Origin of the sequence: Mesorhizobium sp. L2C066B000 (assembly GCF_000502335.1) — a bacterium.
Lineage (GTDB): Bacteria > Pseudomonadota > Alphaproteobacteria > Rhizobiales > Rhizobiaceae > Mesorhizobium.
In genome coordinates this window covers 73,863-93,063 of sequence record NZ_AYWZ01000004.1, presented here as the reverse complement: position 1 = coordinate 93,063, position 19,201 = coordinate 73,863, and the positions used below count along the sequence as shown (strand labels likewise).

The window sequence follows — 19,201 nt, the reverse complement described above, 5'->3', positions numbered from 1 at the left end:
GCGCCGTCCGCATGCGGCAGAATTCAACCTCTTTCAAGCAGAGGGCTGTCGCCCCTCAAACCGAATGGAGGTTGCCATGAACGATACCCTTGCTTCTGCTCGTGCAGCCTTGCCGGAAAAGGCGGTGTCATCGGGCCGGCGTCCGACAGGCCCGCGGGGCATGATCGCGGCCTGGCGCGAGCGGATACGCTTTCGCTGGGACCTCAAGCAGATGGCGGAGGCCAATCCGCACCTGATCGACGATATCGGTCTGACCAGACGCCAGGTCGAGGCCGAAATCGTCAAACGCTTCTGGCAAGTGTGAGCTGATGTCGCGGATAACACCCGACCGCCTGTTTGGGCGTGCCGCGGCACTTTGCCGGCATTTGCCCTTGCCGGAACGTGCCGATCCTGCTTCGAAGTCGGCATGAGCGCCGAAGACGCGACGTCACCGCCGGAGAACCACATCGCATGGGCCGCGATGGCCGGCATCATCGCGACAGTTACGGTGTTCGCCATAGCACAGGGGCTGACGTATCCGCTGCTCAGCTTCATCCTGGAACGGCAAGGGACGACACCGGGCCTTATCGGCCTCTCGGCCGCGATGACGCCTCTGGGTTTCATTATATCGTCGCTCTTCACGCCGGCGCTGGTCCGGCGGGTGGGCGCGGCGCGCTTTGCGGTTGTGTGTTCGATCCTGGCAGCAACCGTCCTGATCGCGATTGCCTGGACGCAGGATGTATGGGCCTGGATGCCGTTGCGCTTCCTGCTCGGCTTCTTTGCCAATCCGCTTTACGTGATCAGTGAAACCTGGCTGGTCTCGATCACACCCGCCGCACGCCGAGGCCGCATCATGGGCCTATACTCCTCCATCGTTTCCGCCGGCTTTGGCCTCGGCCCGCTGTCGCTAGGCTTGGTCGGCACGCAAGGATGGCCACCCTTCATCATCGGCAGCGCGGCCTTCCTTGTCTGCGGCCTGATCGTGCTTGCCGTCGCGCCGCGCCTGCCCGACATGCCGCGTGAGGGCGAAGCGGTGTCGGTCGGCGGCTTCTTCGCGCTGGCGCCGCTGCTCTTGTTCGCAGTCTTCACGGCTGCCGCCTTCGAGCAAGTCCTGCTTTCGCTGTTCGCGGTCTATGGTGCCGCGCTCGGCAGCACTGAGCAGCGCATCGCTTCGCTCATCACCTGTTTCATCGCCGGCAATGCCGTGCTGCAGGTCGTGCTTGGGCGCGCCGCCGAACGGTTTGGCTCGAAGCCGATGATGCTGTTCTGTGTCCTGGCTTGCCTGGCCGGTTGCCTGCTGTTGCCGTTGCTCTTCGCTACGTGGCTTATCTGGCCGCTCTTCTTCGTCTGGGGCGGGGTCTCGTTCGGGATCTACACGCTGTCGCTGATCCAGCTCGGCGAGCGTTTCACCGGTCAAGCCTTGATCGCCGGCAATGCCGCCTTCGCGTTCGTATGGGGGGTAGGCGGCATCGTCGGCTCACCCGTGGCCGGGCTGGCGATGCAACTGACCGGACATCAGGGACTGCCATCGTCGCTTGGCCTGCTGTGCTGCGTGCTGGTGGTGTTTCTGCTGGCGGAGTTACGGCGGGTTGACCGCGTTCAGGCGTAAGGCGTGCCTGCCATTGCGGCCTTCGGGCCGATGCTGCCCTTGTCGACAAGAGCGAGAAAGGCCGAACCCGCCTCGTCGCCGTCCTGGGTTCCTCGAAGCGTCCGATCCGCCTCGATGAACGCCACGGCCGCCAGGCGGGTGTCGGGGTCTGCAGCTTACGCCCGCCGCCTTCGGATCGTGCCACCATTAGGATATCCCAGCTCGTCGCGTTCGCTCTCGCTCGCGCCGAGGCCGGCCCAGTGTTTCCGGACCAGCAATGTCTTCAGCTGCCATGTCTTCAAACCTCGATGTCAGGCGAAAACGCGGCCGCCGTAGAACTCGGCGGCCGCCAATGGCGACGCTATATTCGCCCGAGAACAACCAGAATGATCACGATGATCAGCACCAGCCCGAGGCCACCGCCGCCATAGTAACCAGTGCCGTAGAAGGGGCCGCCGCCGAGGCCGCTGAAGCCGCCGAGCAACGCGATGATCAGGATGATAATAAGAATGGTACCCAGGCCCATATGCCGTCTCCTTCGCTGCCGCGCCGTTCACGGCGCGGCTCGAAGAACTAAACTCCCAGCAAGCCTTCCTGTTCCCCGGCGATTTTCATCCGACGGCTAAGGAACGAAAGCCATCATCACGGCGTTTGCTGAGGTTCAGGCGCAAGCTGCGCGTGCATCGCGCCAGGCGGCGCGTAGAATTCAGAATTTACGCGGGATTGCCCTTTAGGCGGCCGGCCGCTCCTCCACCTGAACGCGCGGCAGGCTTGACGCCGGGCTTACGCTGGAAGGCGAGCTGAAACGTGTCGTCATCTGAAGCCGAATTGGTCGACGACGAGTTTTGGCCCCGCACCATTCCCAGTCGAGCTGAACCGGCAGCAGCTCACGTCGCCTTGCCGGCCGGCGCGCCTATGTCTTCCTCGGCAATATCGTCGAACGATGCGTAGTTCATGTTGTAGAGCCTGGCATAGAGGCCCTTGGCCGCCATCAGCTGCTCGTGATTTCCGCTCTCGACGATCTCGCCGTTCTGTAGAACGATGATGCGATCGGCGCCGCGTATGGTCGCCAGCCGGTGCGCGATGACCAGCCCGGTGCGGCCTTCCAGCAGCGTGACCAGCGCTTTCTGGATCAGCATCTCGGTGTAGGAATCGATGCTCGCCGTGGCCTCGTCGAGCACCAGGATCTTGGCGTCGGCGACCAGCGCCCGGGCGAAACTGATCAGCTGGCGCTGGCCGAGGGACAGATTGCCGCCGCGCTGTTCGAGCTCGGTGTCGTAGCCATCGGGCAAATGCTCGATGAAGTCGTGCGCGCCGACGGCCTGCGCGGCGCGCACAACCTCTTCGCGGGTAGCCGATGTCTTGTGGTAGCGGATGTTCTCCAGCACCGTGCCGGAAAACAGGAATGGCTCCTGCAACACCATCGCCACCTGGTCGCCGAGCGAATCCTGCGTCACGTCGCGCACGTCGTGGCCGCCGACCCGCACCTCGCCCGACCAGACATCATAGAAGCGGTGCACCAGCGCCATGCAGCTCGACTTGCCCGAACCGGTCGGGCCGACAAGCGCAACCGTCTCGCCCGGATTGACGCGGAAGGAGATGTTTTTCAGCACCGGCTGGTTCTGCCGGTAGCCGAAGGTGACGTTCCTGAACTCGACCGAACCGTCCATGTCGCGCGTCAGCGCCACCGCGCCTTGTTTGTCGCTGACGTCGACCGGCACGTCCAGCACTTCGGAGATGCGTTGGCCCGACGCCATGGCGCGCTGCATGACACTGTACTGCATGGTGAGCGAGCGGATCGGGTCGAAGAAGCGCTGGATGTAGAACAGGAACGCCACCATGACGCCGATGTCGAGGCTGTGCGACAGCACCATCGAACCGCCGACGACGATGACCGTCGCCATCGCAATGCCGGTCAGCGTGTCGACGATCGGCACCATCACCTGCGCATATTTGGCCGAGGTCAGGTGAGCCCTGAGATTGGCCAGCACCTTCTCGTCATAGAGGTCGAAATTGACGTGCTGGCGTTCGAGACTCTGCACAGTGCGCACGCCATGGATGCCTTCCGCCAGCGCGCCATTGGCGATCGAGTTGGTCTCATGCGCGGCCATGAAGGCGACCTTGGCGCGCGGCAGCCAGAACAGGCGCACGATGAACAGCGCCGGCATGGTCGACAGCGTCAGCAGACCGAGCCGGAAATCGAGCCACAACAGAACGCTCACGATGCCGAACAGCAGCACGATGTCGCCCACCGACATGACCGACGTCTCGAGGAATTCCTGCATGGAATTGACGTCGCCCTGCAGGCGCGACATCAGCCGTCCCACTTCGGTCTTGTCCATGAAGCTCAGCGAGACGCGCTGCAGATGGCTGAACATGGCGCGGCGCAAATCCGACAGCACATTCTCGGCCACCTTGCCGACGACACTTTCCTGGACATAGCTGGCGCCATAGTTGATCAGGATGATCAGAGCGAAGGCGCCGATCGCCCAGTTCATGACGGAGCTGTCGGCCTTGCCAGCGGCCATGCCGTGGTCGATGGCGTAACGGATGACCAGCGGGATCGCCAATTGCGTCAGCGTGAACACCAGCACGGCGGCAACCGAGATGAAGATCCGGCCCTGATACGGTTTCACGAAGCTCCAGATGCGGCGCACGATACGCGGATCGTAGACCTTGCCGAAGACCTCTTCCTCGTCGCGGTGCGAACCGACGACGGCCCTGGTGGGCCGCCGGCTGGTGTCTTCCTTCTGGTCGTCGTTCTGTGTCGACATCATGCGGCTCCCACCGCCACCGGCAAATCGTCGTCCGGCCGCAGCTGCAGGTCGTAAAGCGCGCGGTAGCGTCCACCCAGCGCCAGCAATTCCTGGTGCGTGCCGCGCTCGGCGATGCGGCCATTCTCGACGAACAGGATCTGGTCGGCATGCATCAGCGAGCTCAGCCGGTGCGAGATGATCAGCGTCACGCGGTCCTTGGCGAAGCGCTTCATCGCGGTGCGGATTCGCTGCTCGGTGCCGGCGTCGACAGCCGCGGTGGAATCGTCGAAGACCAGCACCGAAGGCCGCAGCATCAGGGTGCGGGCGATGGTCAGGCGCTGCCGCTGGCCGCCGGAAAGCGATGAGCCGCGCTCGCCCACGACCGTGGTGTAGCCGGCCGGAAGCCCGATGATGTAATTGTGCAGCTGGGCGTATTCAGCCGCCTGCCCGATGCGGGTCTCGCGCGCCCACGGATTTCCATAGGCGATGTTGTTTTCGATCGAGGTGGTGAACAGGAAGGCGTCCTGCTGCACGACGCCGACCGCCTTGCGCAACGATTGCAGCGTGACCTCGCGTATATCCTGCCCGTCGATGGTGATCGCGCCTGACGTCACATCGTAGAAGCGCGGGATCAGATGCGCGATGGTCGACTTGCCGCTGCCCGGCGGGCCGACAATGCCGACGGTCTCGCCGGACCGGGCCTCGAAGGAAATGCCCGACAGTGCCGGCCGGCCGCCGGCGCCCGCGTAGCGGAAGCCGACATTGTCGAAGCGCAGCAAGCCTTCGGTGACCACGAGATCCTTGGCATCAGGCGCATCCTCGATGTCAAGTTCGGCGTCAAGCAGTTCGAACAGCCTTGTGCCGCAGGTCGAGGCGCGGGCGAACGAGTTGACCATCAGCCCGAGCTGGCGCACCGGCATCTGCAGGATGGTCATGAAGGTGAGGAACTGCGCCAGCGTGCCGACGCTGATCTGGCCCGCGATCACCTTCTGGCCACCGAACCACAGCACCAGGCCCATGGCCGCCAGGAAGGAAAAATTCATGGCGCTGGTATCCGACATCGATCCTTTGGAAGTGGTGGATTTGCCGTTGGTGATGCCGCCCGATCCAACCGCGGTCGTTATTGGCCATCCGTTGGGGCAGGAAATTTCTTTTTCGTTCCTCGACGGCCGGCTTGTGGCGTTCGAGCCTCTGGCGGAAGCAAAGCCGCAGCGCATGCACTATCGATCGCCGACCGACAATGGCAGCTCAGGCAGCCCGGTGTTCAATCGCAATTGGAAAGTCGTGGGCATCCATCACAAATATGTCGAGAACGCATCGCCGCTAGACGGCAAGGCGGGGGTTTATTCTGCCAATGAAGGCATCTCCATGGGATCGATCTGCCGGGCTTTCAAAGCTGGCCTGGGATAAGCGATCCGGTTGTCATGCCGTTGCGCGAATCCTGCCTCGGTTTGTGTAGAACAAAGCGGCTCCATTGTGAGGAGACAATCCGGGCTTCACTCGGCACGTTACTCCACGAAATCGGGACGGACGTTGGCTGTCGTGGCGCTCGGTGGCGGTTCGACGCTGTGCTGAGCCTCAGTTGCGGCCAATATGATCGGCTGCGGGACCGAGCGCCGTGAGCAGCGCCTTGCCGCTTTCCAGCGTTGCATTCTGGTGCGGGGCGCGCAGGTTCAGCCAGCGTTTGTCGCCGGAGCGCACCGCCAGCACGGCCTTCATTGCCGGGATCAGGCCTGCATCCTGGATCACCTTGCGGAACGCCCTGATCGCGGCGTCCGCTTCCGTGACGTCTTGGCCAGCGATCGTCGCGTCGTAGAGGGCGCGGATGGCCGCAGCGTTGAGATTGACGGTCGCGGAGATACAGCCCGCAGCACCACTGGCGAGCCCCTTGGTCAGTTGCGCCTCCGAGCTGGGGAACACCGCGACGTCGGGTGCGGCGGCAATCACCGCCGCCGTGTTGTTCCAGTCGCCGGCGCTATCCTTGTAGGCGACGACCGTCTCTGGAAACGCCGCGCTCAACCGGGCGGTCAGGGCAGGGCTTACCGGCACGCCGGAGTTCTGCGGGATGTGGTAGAGGATCATCTTCAGCGCCGGGTTGGCCACCCTTTCGATCAGCTCGCTGTAGTAGCGCGCCTGGCCATCGTCCCCGGCGGCCGTGTAGAAGAACGATGGCAGCACCATCACGGCGGCGCAGCCGAGGCCGACCGCGTGCTTCGACAGTTCGACGGTTTCGGGCAGTGCGGTGACGCCGGTGCCGGGCATCATGCGCCCCGGCGAAATGCCTGATGCAACCAGCCATTCCAGCGCCTGCATGCGCTCGTCGAGCGAGAGCGACAGTGCCTCGCCCGTGGTGCCGAACGGCGACAGCAAATGGGCGCCCTGGCCCAGCACCCATTTGGCATGTGAGATCCACAGGTCACGGGCAATGCGGCCATCGTTCTCGAACGGCGTCAGGATCGGGGCGATGGTTCCTTGCGGGCGGGGCATGTCGGTCCTTCCATCGGTGCTGGAAATCAGCTTGGCATAGAGCATACGTGCGATGCGATCTGCCAGAGGCGATCTCTTGGGCCACCGCGCCGGCCGTGGGAAAACTTGCGGGTCATTGCCGCGAAATTCTGGCCCTTCGGTCTGCCGCAACCAGATGACGCCGGCGTCAATGGGTTGCAAATGGACCGGGGTTGCAAATGGACCAGGGTTGCAAGTGGACCAGCCAAGCCCGAAATGTCGAACAGAGACAGATCCGGAAACGGCATGCACCCACGATTGCTCAAGACCTTCCTCGCCGTGGCGCGGCACCGTAATATCACCCGTGCAGCGCGGGAGGTTCATCTGGCGCAGTCGAGCGTCAGCGACCAGATCCAGTCGCTGGAAAGCGAACTTGGCGTCGTCCTCTTCATCCGCTCGCGCCACGGCCTCGACCTGACGACGGCCGGCGACGCGCTGAAACCTTATGCGGAAGAGATTCTGCAACTGGCGGAGGAGGCGCGTATTGCGGTCGAGGCAACGACGGGAATGACCGCCGGAACGGTTACGGTCGGCGCGCTGGAGACGATTGCCACTGTCAAACTTCCGCAATGGCTGGCGGCCTTTCGAGGCGACCACCCGGAGATCGGTCTGCGGCTCAAAATCGCCGGCAGCGATGCCCTGCTGCGGCAGCTCGAAGAAGGCGAGATCGACGTCGCCTTCTGTTTCGACAAAGGCGGTCTGGATGAACGCCTGGCCCGGCGCACGATATCGGCCGAGCCGCTGGTCCNCTGCTGCGGCAGCTCGAAGAAGGCGAGATCGACGTCGCCTTCTGTTTCGACAAAGGCGGTCTGGATGAACGCCTGGCCCGGCGCACGATATCGGCCGAGCCGCTGGTCCTTGTCGCCTCACCCGAACATGCGCCCGCATCGGGGCAGAGCGACCTGGCCGCGCTCGCCGCGATGCGTTTCGTGGTGACGGAAAACCGGATGCGTCTACCGGCATCTGTTCGACACTGCCTTTGCCGAGATGGCAGCGCCAGAACTTGCCGCCGAAGTCGGCAGCATCGGCGCCATTGCGGGCCTGGTGGCGACTGGTGTCGGCATGGGCCTGGTGCCGCGGCTGGCCGTTGCCGACGCGCTCGATCGCGGCGAGATCGTCGAATTGCCGTGGCCGGGTCCGGCCCGCACGGCGTCGCTGGTCATGATCTGGCGCCGCCGGCGGGTTCAGCCGCCGGCGCTGAAACTGCTGGCGGCCGCGGCCAGGAATTTCGCTGCGCTCAGATCAGCCGGTGACCGCCCTCGACATGCAGAACCGTCCCTGTCGTAAAACCGTTGCCCATCAGAAAGGCGATGGCATCGGCAATGTCGTCCGGCTGTCCGACGCGGCCGACCGGCAGGCGCCTGGCCATTGCATCGAGCGTCTCGCCCTTCTTGTCGCCGGCCACAAAACTCCAGATCGGCGTGTCGACCCAGCCCGGCGAGACGGCGTTGACACGGACCGGCGCCAGTTCGACCGCCAGCGCCCGCACCAACCCTTCCAGCGCAGCGTTGACAGCGGCAACGACCGAGCCGCGCGCCGCCGGCCGGTAGGCGGCAATGCCTGAGGTGAAGGTGATGGAGCCGTTGGCCGAAAGCTGCGGCGCGCCATGCTTGGCGAGCAGCAGCGGCCCGTAGAATTTGCTTTCGACGACCCGCTGCGCCGCCTTCAGGTCGACTGAAGGCAATAACTCATAGGCGCCTTCGATGTCGGCGGCGGTGCTGACGATATGGTCGAGCCGGCCAATTCGCTTGAACAGGTCAGCGACCTGATCCTCCCTGGCGATATCGGCCGCGACGGCGCTCAAACCGGAAGGGTTCTGCAGCGCCTCGCCGGCACGCTTGAGCCTGGCTTCACTGCGGCCGACGATGATGACTTCGGCGCCTGAGACCAGGCACCGCCTTGCCAACGCCAGCCCCATTCCGGAGCTGCCGCCAACGATAATGATTTTCGATTTTGCGATGTCTGCCATGTTTCCGTTCCTGTCCTGAACCGCTCCGGGCGAGAGTTCGCAGACCGGCGGCAGGAGTGGAAACGGAAGAAAGCGATAGTGCCATCGGAGGCTCCGATGGCACTATCGTCGATAGGAACCGGCGCCGGCCACTCCGTCGAGTGGCCCGCCTGTCAATGAAGTGCGCTCAGTAGCCGACGGTAAAGCGCTGCTTGATATGCGCCGGCTTTTCGATCTCGTCGGCCATGACGATGGCATAGTCCTCGAAGGAAATGCTGCTGCCTTTGTCTGACGTCAGCAGCGTGTCCTTGCCGATGCGGTATTTGCCGGTCCGCTCGCCGGCGACGAACAGCGCCGAAGGCGACAGCAAGGTCCAGTCGAGATCGTCGACCGTCCGCAGCGTGTCGAGGAAGTCGGCGCCCTTCTGCGCCTCGGCCTTGTAGATATCAGGGAAGGTCGGCGTGTCGACCAGGCGCTTGCCGGGCGCAACCTCAAGGCTGCCGGCGCCGCCGACGACGAGGTAGCGTTTGACGCCGGAAGCACGCACGGCTGCGATGAGCGTATCGGGATCGCTGTCGAGGAAATGCACCGAGGAGATCACCGCGTCATGACCCTTGATCAGGGCGGCAAGGCCATCCTTGTCGAAGACGTCGCCCTTCTTGGCAATCACGCCCGGAAGTGCCGCGATCTTGTCTGGATGCCGGGCAATGGCGGTGATGCTGTGCCCGCGATCGGAGAGTTCCTTAAGCAGGCGGGAGCCGACCTGGCCGGACGCGCCGATAAGTGCGATTTTCATGGGGATTTTCCTTTCGTCTGGGGAGAATTTCGTCTGGGGAGAATTTCTGGGACTACGCCGCCTCGATGTGAGCGACGAGATTGTCGTAGCTGCCGAACAGCGCGTTGGCGCCGATCAGGCGCGGCGCCGTTTGGCCGATCACCGCCAGCGCGGGAACGCCATTGGCATGCAGCCGTTGGAACAACATCCGCCCGCGGCTGACCAAGTCGTCATGCTTCGCCAGAAACGGCTGCGTCGGCGCCTTCAAGAGCTTTGCCGCGTCGCTCATGCCGGCGTCGGTCAGTACCGAGGCGACGCCGTCAACCGTCACAATATCGCGACCGTCGACATAGCGGGCATGCTGGATCGCCTTCAGTGCCGCAAGTTCCTGGCGCCAGTCGTCCAGCCCGGCGGCGTTGACGCCCATGGTGGCAGCGGAAGAATCGAGCAAGGTGCCGCTGACATTGAGCACATTGTCGAGATAGGCCTGGCTGAAGCGCTGTCCGCTCAGCCGCGCGATGCGCTGGTCATTGTCCCAGGCGTGGGCGGCAAAACCTGCATCCAGCGGCCGCGCGCCGGCACCGGAGAAAAGCCCCACCGGCAGCAGTTGGAGCGCGGTCCCGCCGGCGGCCAGTCGATCCAGCATCGGCGTGGCGCCATAGCACCAGCCGCAGAGCGGGTCGAAAAGATAGGTTAGGGTTGCATTGGTCATGGCGGCCTCATTCTGTTGCCCGATAGATGACAGCTGGACCGCTTGCGAAAAATAGCGATCAATCATACAAACTGTCTGATAAAATCAGACAATGAGCGGCCTGTGACCGAACTCCTCAATCTCAACCGGCTCGTTTACTTCGCCACCGTGGTGGAGACCGGCTCGTTCACGGCCGCTGCCGACCGTCTCGATGTTGCCAAGGCTGTGGTCAGCCATCAGGTCGGCAAGCTCGAAGAAGAGCTTGGCGCTACGCTGTTGCGGCGCACGACCCGGCGCGTGACGGCGACCGAAGAGGGTCGTCTGTTCTATGACCGGACCGCGATCATCCTGCGCGAGGCGGAGGCAGCCTATGGCGACATTTCGCAGCGCGCGGCGCAGCCGACGGGGACGCTGCGGCTGACGGCGCCGCTCGACTATGGCGAGAAGGTCGTGGCGCCGACCATCGCCGCCTATCTCAGAAAATATCCGAAAATGCGGGTCGAGACGATCTTCGACGATGCGGTCAGCAACCTGGTCGACGAGCAGATCGATCTCGGCATCCGCGTCGGCTGGCTTGCCGATTCCAGCAATCTGGCACGGCGGCTGGGCAGCCTGCAGCAATTCGTCGTCGCCAGCCCGGAACTGGCCGCCAGGCTGCCTGGGGAAGCCAGCCCCAGGCAGGCGAAGTCGCTGCCCTGGGTCGGCAACGCCCAGTTGCGCGGGGTCGGCCAATGGCTGTTCTCGAGGGGCACGGAAACGGTGCTGGCCGAACTCAACCCCGTCGTCAGCTGCGACAAGACACCAGGCGTGCTGTCCTGCGTGCTGGCCGGCATCGGCCTCGGCATCTTTCCGGATTACAGTGTCGCCGACGACATTGCGCGCGGCCGGCTGGTGCGGGTGTTCGCGGACTGGACCTTGCCGTCCGGTGGCATCCATGCCGTCTTCCCGCCGGCGCGCTTCAGGCCGGCCAAGGTGCGCGCTTTCGTCGACCTCCTGGTTGCAGCCGAACGGCGGCGCGCGCGCAGTGCGGGCTGATTTCGGCACCGGCCGGCAACGCCGGCGAGGGAACCTTTGTTCGGCAGGCGCTTTTGGATATGCTGCGATTCCGAACCGTCAGAAGGGGTACTGCCGATGACCACCAAGATCTTTGCGACCTGCATGCTCGCTCTCGCTGTCGGCTGCAGCCTGTCCACAGCGGCTGTCGCCAAGGACAAGCATCGCCATCGTCAGCCAGAACCCGAACGCTACGTCCCCGCCCATCGCGACCTCATCTACGCCCTGTTCGGCGGCCCGCGCTACTATGACAAAATGCTGATCACCACGGCGGCCGGCCCGTGCTCTTACGACCGGGTCGGGCCGGACGCGAATGCGCTGAACAAGGTCAACGATCACCATTGCGGAAAGTAGATTGGTCCCAACGGCGGGGTTGTCCTGCGTCGCAGGTTTTACCGGCTGACGCCGCCGCGAACACGATAGAGACAGTCGATGACCGCTGGTGAGAAATGGTCTCCGTCCGAAAAGAAAGTCGCCCGCACTGCCTATGACGCAGCGCTGAAGGTGACGCTCGACAAGACGTTGGCTGAACTCAAGAGCAGGGCCCACGTTGCGGCAACGCCTTCCGAAATATGGGATGTCGAAGACTTTCTGCGGCAGCAGCGACGGAAGATCGACCAGATGTTCGACTATCAGTATTCACAGCTAATACAGGTCTTCACCAATCTCATCCGGCAAGCCTATCTCGAGGAGAATCTCCTTGTTGGCTTGTCGGAAGACAAGCGGCAAACGATCCGAAAATACGCCAGCTGGAATCGCGAAGGGTAGGGGTCCTCTTCGGGGACCTTGGCGCTGCATTCAAACTGGACCATTCACCATCTTCGCGCGCGCCGCGCAGCTCGAGTTCAGCCATGGCGTGCCTCCGTGGCATCGGCGGTCGCGCCTCTGTCCTTGTCGTCCTGCGCCATCGCCAGCGGCGCACCCGGTTCGCCTTCCCACAGGATCAGGCTGGCGGCGCCGATCAGCCCGGCGCGGTCGCCGAGTTCAGCCTGCACGATCGGCACGTCGCGATAGGCCGGCATCGCCCGCTGCTGGATGACCGCTCTGATCGACGGTGCCAGAAGGTCGAACCCGTTGGAAAGGCCGCCTCCCATGACAATCAGATCGGGCGAATAGAGATGAAGCAGGTTGGTGAAGCCGATGCCCAGCCATTGTGCTTCCGCCTCGATCAGGTCGAGAGCGTTGGCGTCGCCGGCCTTGGCAGCCTCTACGACATGCCTGGCCGAGACGTCGCCGTCATATGACAGCCGTCGTAAGAGCGAGCCGTCGCCCGGCGCGGTCAGTCGCGTGGCGCGGCGGCCGAGCGCGGTTCCGGAGGCAACGGCCTCGAAGCAGCCGATGGCGCCGCAAAAGCAGCGGTCGCCTTCACCGGTGATGGTCATGTGGCCGATCTCAGCCGCCAGTCCGCGCCTGCCGTGATAGATGTGGCCATCGGCGACAACGCCGCCGCCAATGCCGGTCGATACGGTCACGAACACCAGCGATCCGCTGCCGCGTCCGGCGCCAAAACGCCATTCGCCGAGCGCCGCCGCATTGGCGTCGTTTTCCAGCCGCACCGGCAGGCCGAAATGCTGCCCCAGAATGTCGATCAGCGGCACATCATGCCAGCCGGCCAGCGTTGGCGGCGCGATCACGATGCCCGCCTTGGGGTCGAGCGGTCCCGGCGCGCCGACGCCGATGCCGGCGACGTTTGCCTGCGGGTGTTCCCTAAGCAGCGTGCCTGCCAGAGCGACGATCTGGCCGATCACCGCCTCGGATCCCGCACCGGCAAGCGTCGGCGCTGAAGCATGCGCGACGATGCGGCCATCGCTTTCGACCAGCGCACCGCGCAGCGCCGTGCCGCCGAGATCGAAGGCCAGCGCAAGCTTGGTCATCAGGCGGCGACCTCCAGCCCGTGCAGCCAGGCCATGCGCCGGGCAATGTCGGGATCGCCGAAGGCCAGCGAGCCCAGCACCACGGTCTCCGCACCTGCGGCGCGCAGTGAGGGCACGGTCTCGTGGCGGATGCCGCCATCGGCGGCGAGCACGATGTCGGCCTCGCGGCCGGCTTTGCGCATCAGCACGCGCGCCTCGATCAGGCGCGGACACGCCTGCTCCGACAGGCTTTGGCCCTTGACGCCGATGGAAGTGCCGAGCAGCGTCACGAACGCCACTTCCGGCAGGAAGGGCGTGACGGCCGCGACCGGTGTTTCCAGCCGCAGCACCACGCCGGCCTCGGCCCCGAGTTCACGCGCCAGTTTCGCGGCGCGCAGACCGGTCTCGCCGTTTTCGGCGTGCACACTGATCAGGTCGGCGCCGGCCTCGATGAACTGGCGCGTCTGTTCCTCGACGATCTCGGCTTCGACCATCAAATGGACATGGATAGGCTTTGCGGTGAGCTTGGCGATGTGCGCCACCAGGTCCGGGAAGAACAGGAAGCCAGGGGTGAAGCGGGCATCGGCGACGTCGATATGATGGACATCGGCATGGGTCTCGATGCGCTTCAAATCGCGCTCCATATTGGCGAGGTCGGCCGACCACAGCGAAAACTCGCCGATAAGCCGGTTGCGCGGCAGGGCGGCAATTGCGGCGGGGCCGGACAGGGGCTTGTTCGTCGTCATCGTCTCAGGCTCCGTAGCCGCGCATTGTCTGGCGGTTGGTTTTGACGGCGCCGGCAGGGTCGGCGGCGGCCGTTTCGGACTCTTCCTCCAGCACCAGCCAGCCGTTGAAATTGGGTGCAGCACCAGCGATCTCGATCACCTTCGCCGTGTCACAGACGCCCTTGCCGAGCATCGCCCAGGTTCCATTCGCGTCGACATCCTTCAGATGCACATAGCGGATGCGGTCGCGATAAGTGGTGAGCGTATCCGCCATGTCCTGGCCACCGCGCAAGATGTGGCCAGTGTCGGGCACCCAGCCCACCAGCGAGGCGTCGAGCAGCCCGAAGATGCGGTCGTAGTCGGCGCGGTCGAACAGCAGCGTGTTGTGATGCGAGCTTGGATGCACCGCGACCTGGACGCCGGCCTCGCGCCCGAGCTCGCCGGCTTTGTTGTAGACCCCGGCGGCGATGGCAAACTTGTCGTCGCGCGGCCCGTCGGAAACGATCGTGGCCGAGCCCATCGACACCAGCGCGCCGGGAAAGGCGGCGGCGAAGTCGATCCAGCGTTTGGCGGTATCGAGCTCGGCGCCGATCTCATCCCTGAGCGTGAAACCGCTCTTGGAGCCGAAGGCGAAGGAGACGAGCGTCAGCCCGGATGACTTCAGCGCGGCGCCGAACTCCGTTGGCTTGCCGGCATAGCGGCCGATCATCGTGTCGGTGATCTCGATGCCGGCATAGCCGCCATCGGCGATCGCCTTGAGCAGATCGTCCGGGCCGCCGGCGAAGCGGTCGCCCAGCATTTCCCAGGTAAAGGTCTGGCAGCCGACTTTCAGGTCTTTCACGGTCATCCTTTCATTCCTTGATTCCACCTCGTTGGAGGGACATCCTACTTGACTGAGCCTGCGGTCATGCCGGCGAGGAAGAACTTCTGGGCAACCAGGTAGATGACCAGGAGCGGCAGCGAGCCGAGCACGCTCATCGCCATCATCTGGTTCCATTCGAAGGCGTGTTGCCCCATCAACAACTGGATGCCGATCGGGACGGTGCGCATGGACGTCGACTTCGTCAGTGTCAGCGCAAAGAGAAATTCGTTCCAGCACAACAGGAAGGTGTAGACCGACGTCGCCACGATACCAGGCAGTGAAATCGGAACGATCACCCGCCACAGTGCGGTCCAACTGGTGCCGCCGTCGACAGCCACCGCTTCATCGAGGTCGCGCGGCAAGGTGTTCAGATATCCCGTCATCAGCAGGATCGCATAAGGCAGCGTAAACACCAGATAGGTCAGGATCAGCGCGACATAGGTGTCGAAGATGCCATACGAGACGACAAGCCCGAAGAACGGGATCAAAAGCGTGATCGGCGGGATCGTCTGCGTGCTGATGATGAGCGTGTTGAGGCTGCCCTTGCCGCGAAAATTGAAACGGCTGAACCCATAGGCCGCCAGCAAGGCGATCAGCACCGTCAGCACGGTCACCGCTCCAGCCACGAAGTAGCTGTTGAAGAAGAAGCGCAGCTTTACCGGATCACCAAGGATGGCCGCATACGCTTCCAGTGTGAAGGCCTTCGGCAGGACGGTTGGTGGCAGGGCGAATATTTCGGTATTCGACTTGAACGAGCTGCTCAGCATCCAGTAGATCGGGAAGGCAGCGAAAAAGAGCCCTGCGGCAAGCGCGACATGAAGCGCGGCGGTGATCAGCCTGTCTTTCGGCGTGTGCCTTTTCCTCATGTGACTACCGAGCCTTTTGATAGCGGATGTAGAACAGCGTCAGGCCGAGAGAGATCAGCAGGATGACCACGGCGCTCGCCGAGGCCTGCGACAGGTTGTAGCTCGAAAACGCCAGCTTGTACGTGTAGGTGCTGAGGACCTCGGTCGAGTAGATCGGACCGCCACCCGTCGTTATCCAGATCAATGGAAAGACCTGCATGGTCCAGATGAAGTCGAGCAGCGAGATGCTGATGATGATCGGCATCAGCTGCGGAATGGTGATGAAGATCAGCTTTTGGTAGGCCTTCGCGCCGTCGATATCGGCGGCCTCGTAGAAATCCTTGGGAATGCCCTGCAAGCCTGCGAGCAGGCTGACCATGAAAAGCGGGTAGCCCGCCCAGATATTGGCGAAGGTGACGGCGTGCAGCGCGGTCGCGGGCGAGGAAAACCACTCGACCTTGGAACCGATGATGCCCATCTGCATGAGAACGCTGTTGACGACACCGTTCGGCTCGAGCAGCAGGCGCCAGATCACCGCGATAATCACCGCGGTGAACAGCCAGGGCAGTATATAGAGCACGCGCAGAATGTTGCGCAGAGTCGGATTGATGCGGTCGCTGTTCAGCATGAGTGCGAAGACCATGCCGATGGTCATATGGAAGACGACACTCATGCAGGTGAAGTAGAGCGTGTGCCACAGCGAGGCCCAGAACACCGGATCGGCAAAGATCGCCTGGTAGTGTTTCAATCCGGCAAAGGACGGGTCGCGACGCAGCACCGCGCTGTTCTGGAACGAATAGCCAATCACCGTCACCATCGGCAGCAGCATCAGAAGGCCGATTATGAGGAGCGAGGGTGACAGATAGAGATAGGGTGCGACCGCTCGTTTCAGTCGATGGTGGGAGCGCTTCTGCCCGGTCATGTGCGACCCCTGGGATGTGCCTTCAAGAGGAAGGTGCGCTTCAAAAACAGGTCCATCTCAAATTGCCGATCCGTTGTTGACGGGTGGCCTGGCCGAGGCCGGGCCACCCGGTGGACGATAGCAAACGGGCAATGGGCCGCTCAGAATTTCGCCATCCAGCCCTTTTGAGCGTTGGTTGCGGCTTGTTCCGGAGACTGCTCGCCGGCAAGCATCTTCTGAGCCTCCACGTCGAACTGGGTCATCAGGTCTTCAGCCACCGGCAGGCCCGTGAACTCGTTGGCGAGATAGCCGGTCTTGAAGATTTCGAAAGCCTTGGCGAAAGCCTTGTCCGAGGTCACGAAATCGGGCTTGGCGTTGACGTTCCCCGGGAAGGCGTTTGCAAGCGACACGAGCTTGGCATTCACCTTTTCACTCATCAGATATTGGACGAGCTTCCAGGCTTCATCCTGATGTTTCGAGGCGGCAGAGATGCCGATGCCCCAGGAGGCATAGGGAAGGCCGCGCTTGCCGTTGTAGTCCGCCACGACTGGGACCGGGATGAGGTCGAAGTTCAGCTTGGGATTGCGTTTGCGGATGAGATTCACATGCGCGAGCGAGTCGATCATCATTCCGACCCGATCGTTGACGAATTCCTCGACCTTTTCCTGCTCGGTCTTAGTGGCAATGCCGGGCGAGATGACGCCGGCGTCGTTCAGCGATTTGACGAAGGTGAGCATATCGACGACCGGCTTGCCCTCGAGAGCCGGCTTGCCTTCAACCATCATCGATTGACCCGAGGCCCAGACCCACGACATCAGGTCGTTCTGGACACCGGACGGCGTTTGCAGCGACAGCGGCAGCACCCAGCCATACTGGTTCTTGTCGGCATGGGTCATCTTCTTGGCGGCTTCGAGAAACTCCGCGCGGGTCGACGGCAGCTTGGTGACGCCTGCCTGGGCGGCGAGGTCCAGATTGACGAAGACCGGATAGACGAACGAAGCCACGGGAAACATCACCGCCTTGCCGTCCACCTTGATGATATCCGCGACCTGGGTCTTGTCGAACCCGCTCGCATCCATCATCGGGTTCATGTCGGCTAGCGCACCCTGCGCGTTCAGATTGTTCACCCAGGCGCCGTCGAGACCGACGACGTCGCTGAGCGTTCCGGTTGCGGCGCCGACCGAGATCTGGTCTCGCGTGGTCGCATAGGGACCGCTGACCAGCGTCACCTTGATGCCGGGGTTTGCAGCCTCGAAGTCGTTCATGATTGCCCTGAGCGATCCCGCCGGCAATTCGGGCTCCCACCATTGGGTGAATTCCAGCGTCGTCTCCGCCATGGCGCCGGTTGCACCAAGCAACCATGCGGCCGCGGCTATTTTCAGCATCGCGGGTCGTATCCGAAACATCATTTTCTCCTCCTTCTTCAAGATCGGCCGCACAATGCGGACGATCGTCTGTTCATTCAGAAGCCTTCTTGTATCTTCCGCAGGCACCTCGCTCCCGCCCGCGGTCTTCCGCAGATCTTCAGATCGCCAGATGCGTTTCGGGATCGAAGAAATGGAACTTGGCATCATCCACGGCCAACCGGATTTCCGAGCCGGAGCGGACGGCGCTGATCGGCTCGAACCTCGCCACCGCGTTCGACGCCAGGCCGAAATCATCCACCGCATCCGGATCGCCGGAGTCCACCCGGACCGCGTCGATGTTCATGTGGACGATCTGTTCGGAGCCGAGTTCCTCGATCGAGGTCACCCTGGCCGGTATCGTCTGATACTTGCGACCGGATTCAAGGCTGCTGTCATAAAGATCCTCCGGTCTGATCCCGAACACGACCTTGCGCCCCGCATACGACCTCAAGGCCGGCCTGCGCACGAAGGCTGCATCCTGCAGCCGGACGGCGAAGTCGCGAAAAGCGAGCTCGCCGCCCTTCAGGGTCGCCTCGAAAAGGTTCATCGAAGGAGAGCCGATGAAGCCGGCAACGAAGGCGTTAACCGGCGATTCATAGAGCCTCTTGGGTGTGTCGACCTGCTGCAGCACACCGCCTTTCAACACCGCGACTCTGTCGCCCATCGTCATCGCTTCGATCTGATCGTGGGTCACGTAAATGGTCGTGACGCCGAGCTGCTTTTGCAGGCTGGTGATTTCGGCGCGCATTTGCACACGCAGTTTCGCATCCAGATTGGAAAGCGGCTCGTCCATGAGAAAGGCGGCCGGCTCGCGCACCATGGCGCGGCCCATGGCAACCCGTTGACGCTGCCCGCCTGACAGGTTCGCGGGTTTGCTGTCCAGCAAAGACGTCAGCTGAAGAGTTTTGGCGATCTCGTCCACGCGCTTCTTGCGCTCGGCCTTCGGCTTGCCTGCCAGCCGCATCGAAAAGGCGATGTTTTCGGATACCGTCATATGCGGGTAGAGCGCGTAGCTCTGGAACACCATCGCGATGTCGCGGTCCTTGGGCGGCATGTCGACGACGTCGACCCCGCCGATCCGAAGGCTGCCGCTGGTGATGTCTTCCAACCCCGCGATCATTCGCAACGCGGTGGATTTGCCGCAGCCGGAAGGCCCGACGAGGATCAAGAACTCGCCGTCCTTGACCGACAGGTTCAACTGGTCGATTGCGCGAAAACTGTTGCCGTAGGTTTTGCAGATCTTCTCAAGAATGACTTCTGCCATATTCCTCCCTCCACAAGTATAAGCCCTGATTTTTATGATTCTCCTGGGCT

19 protein-coding genes and 3 pseudogenes are annotated in these 19,201 nt (G+C 63.1%); 8 read left to right on the top strand and 14 right to left on the bottom strand.

The window, feature by feature from the left end:
- Window positions 1-76: 76 nt before the first annotated feature.
- Window positions 77-304, top strand: coding sequence for a hypothetical protein (locus X733_RS153365; RefSeq protein WP_023692229.1), 228 nt, complete (start codon window positions 77-79; stop codon window positions 302-304).
- 102 nt (window positions 305-406) lie between these two features.
- A complete protein-coding gene (locus tag X733_RS153370) occupies window positions 407-1,588 on the top strand; it encodes an MFS transporter (RefSeq protein ID WP_023804414.1) in 1,182 nt (393 codons plus the stop codon).
- A 340-nt stretch (window positions 1,589-1,928) separates the two neighbouring features.
- On the opposite strand, the gene X733_RS1000000167930 is transcribed toward X733_RS153370, so the two are convergent.
- The 3 genes and pseudogenes from X733_RS1000000167930 to X733_RS153380 all read right to left on the bottom strand — a co-directional run.
- Complete coding sequence (locus tag X733_RS1000000167930; RefSeq protein ID WP_023667887.1) at window positions 1,929-2,093, bottom strand: DUF3309 family protein; 165 nt, start codon at window positions 2,091-2,093, stop codon at window positions 1,929-1,931.
- 361 nt (window positions 2,094-2,454) lie between these two features.
- On the bottom strand, window positions 2,455-4,341 hold the full coding sequence (locus tag X733_RS153375) for an ABC transporter ATP-binding protein (protein WP_023818565.1): 1,887 nt from the start codon (window positions 4,339-4,341) through the stop codon (window positions 2,455-2,457).
- Window positions 4,341-5,384, bottom strand: a pseudogene (locus X733_RS153380) (ABC transporter ATP-binding protein); the annotation flags it as partial. The gene X733_RS153375 and the pseudogene X733_RS153380, both read right to left, overlap by 1 nt.
- Between X733_RS153380 and X733_RS153385 the strand changes: the two are divergent.
- Window positions 5,341-5,733, top strand: coding sequence for a serine protease (locus tag X733_RS153385; protein ID WP_081740637.1), 393 nt, complete (start codon window positions 5,341-5,343; stop codon window positions 5,731-5,733). The pseudogene X733_RS153380 and the gene X733_RS153385 sit on opposite strands and share 44 nt — an antisense overlap.
- Before the next feature lie 168 nt (window positions 5,734-5,901).
- On the opposite strand, the gene X733_RS153390 is transcribed toward X733_RS153385, so the two are convergent.
- Complete coding sequence (locus X733_RS153390) at window positions 5,902-6,810, bottom strand: dihydrodipicolinate synthase family protein (RefSeq protein WP_023818562.1); 909 nt, start codon at window positions 6,808-6,810, stop codon at window positions 5,902-5,904.
- 180 nt (window positions 6,811-6,990) lie between these two features.
- Here X733_RS153390 and X733_RS01000000166150 point away from each other — a divergent pair.
- Window positions 6,991-7,581: pseudogene (locus X733_RS01000000166150) on the top strand (LysR family transcriptional regulator); the annotation flags it as partial.
- Between the two features lie 56 nt (window positions 7,582-7,637).
- Window positions 7,638-8,115 (top strand): annotated as a pseudogene (locus X733_RS1000000167925) (LysR family transcriptional regulator substrate-binding protein).
- Here the strand turns inward: X733_RS1000000167925 and X733_RS153395 are convergent.
- The 3 genes from X733_RS153395 to X733_RS153405 all read right to left on the bottom strand — a co-directional run bounded on the left by X733_RS153395 (window position 8,066) and on the right by X733_RS153405 (window position 10,263).
- Complete coding sequence (locus X733_RS153395) at window positions 8,066-8,797, bottom strand: SDR family oxidoreductase (RefSeq protein ID WP_023818561.1); 732 nt, start codon at window positions 8,795-8,797, stop codon at window positions 8,066-8,068. The pseudogene X733_RS1000000167925 and the gene X733_RS153395 overlap by 50 nt on opposite strands.
- Before the next feature lie 166 nt (window positions 8,798-8,963).
- Window positions 8,964-9,572, bottom strand: a complete 609-nt coding sequence (locus tag X733_RS153400; protein WP_023738386.1) for an NAD(P)-dependent oxidoreductase — start codon at window positions 9,570-9,572, stop codon at window positions 8,964-8,966.
- Between the two features lie 52 nt (window positions 9,573-9,624).
- Window positions 9,625-10,263 carry a DsbA family protein gene (locus X733_RS153405; protein WP_023818560.1) on the bottom strand — a complete coding sequence of 213 codons (639 nt, stop codon included), beginning with the start codon at window positions 10,261-10,263 and terminating at the stop codon, window positions 9,625-9,627.
- 102 nt (window positions 10,264-10,365) lie between these two features.
- Between X733_RS153405 and X733_RS153410 the strand changes: the two genes are divergently transcribed.
- From X733_RS153410 to X733_RS153420, 3 genes are all read left to right on the top strand, one after another.
- Entirely contained in the window at window positions 10,366-11,277 is a 912-nt protein-coding gene (locus X733_RS153410; protein WP_023818559.1) for a LysR family transcriptional regulator, read from the top strand.
- 96 nt (window positions 11,278-11,373) lie between these two features.
- Window positions 11,374-11,649 carry a hypothetical protein gene (locus X733_RS153415; RefSeq protein WP_023729215.1) on the top strand — a complete coding sequence of 92 codons (276 nt, stop codon included), beginning with the start codon at window positions 11,374-11,376 and terminating at the stop codon, window positions 11,647-11,649.
- Window positions 11,650-11,727: 78 nt separating this feature from the next.
- On the top strand, window positions 11,728-12,063 hold the full coding sequence (locus X733_RS153420) for a hypothetical protein (RefSeq protein WP_023818558.1): 336 nt from the start codon (window positions 11,728-11,730) through the stop codon (window positions 12,061-12,063).
- 77 nt (window positions 12,064-12,140) lie between these two features.
- Here the strand turns inward: X733_RS153420 and X733_RS153425 are convergent, their stop codons facing one another.
- The 7 genes from X733_RS153425 to X733_RS153455 all read right to left on the bottom strand — a co-directional run bounded on the left by X733_RS153425 (window position 12,141) and on the right by X733_RS153455 (window position 19,151).
- The gene (locus X733_RS153425; protein ID WP_023818557.1) at window positions 12,141-13,169 is read right to left on the bottom strand and encodes an ROK family protein; all 1,029 of its coding nucleotides are present in this window, start codon (window positions 13,167-13,169) and stop codon (window positions 12,141-12,143) included.
- Window positions 13,169-13,894, bottom strand: coding sequence for a ribulose-phosphate 3-epimerase (locus X733_RS153430; protein WP_031193227.1), 726 nt, complete (start codon window positions 13,892-13,894; stop codon window positions 13,169-13,171). The genes X733_RS153425 and X733_RS153430 overlap by 1 nt, the downstream gene beginning before the upstream one ends.
- A gap of 4 nt (window positions 13,895-13,898) precedes the next feature.
- Complete coding sequence (locus tag X733_RS153435; protein WP_023818555.1) at window positions 13,899-14,720, bottom strand: sugar phosphate isomerase/epimerase; 822 nt, start codon at window positions 14,718-14,720, stop codon at window positions 13,899-13,901.
- Between the two features lie 38 nt (window positions 14,721-14,758).
- A complete protein-coding gene (locus X733_RS153440) occupies window positions 14,759-15,601 on the bottom strand; it encodes a carbohydrate ABC transporter permease (RefSeq protein WP_023818554.1) in 843 nt (280 codons plus the stop codon).
- A 4-nt stretch (window positions 15,602-15,605) separates the two neighbouring features.
- Window positions 15,606-16,502 (bottom strand): sugar ABC transporter permease, encoded by an 897-nt coding sequence (locus tag X733_RS153445; protein ID WP_023818553.1) that lies wholly within the window; start codon window positions 16,500-16,502, stop codon window positions 15,606-15,608.
- Window positions 16,503-16,642: 140 nt separating this feature from the next.
- A complete protein-coding gene (locus X733_RS153450) occupies window positions 16,643-17,890 on the bottom strand; it encodes a sugar ABC transporter substrate-binding protein (protein WP_023818552.1) in 1,248 nt (415 codons plus the stop codon).
- Between the two features lie 115 nt (window positions 17,891-18,005).
- Window positions 18,006-19,151: an ABC transporter ATP-binding protein gene (locus tag X733_RS153455; protein ID WP_023686996.1), complete on the bottom strand. Its 1,146-nt coding sequence runs from the start codon at window positions 19,149-19,151 to the stop codon at window positions 18,006-18,008.
- Between the last annotated feature and the right edge of the window lie 50 nt (window positions 19,152-19,201).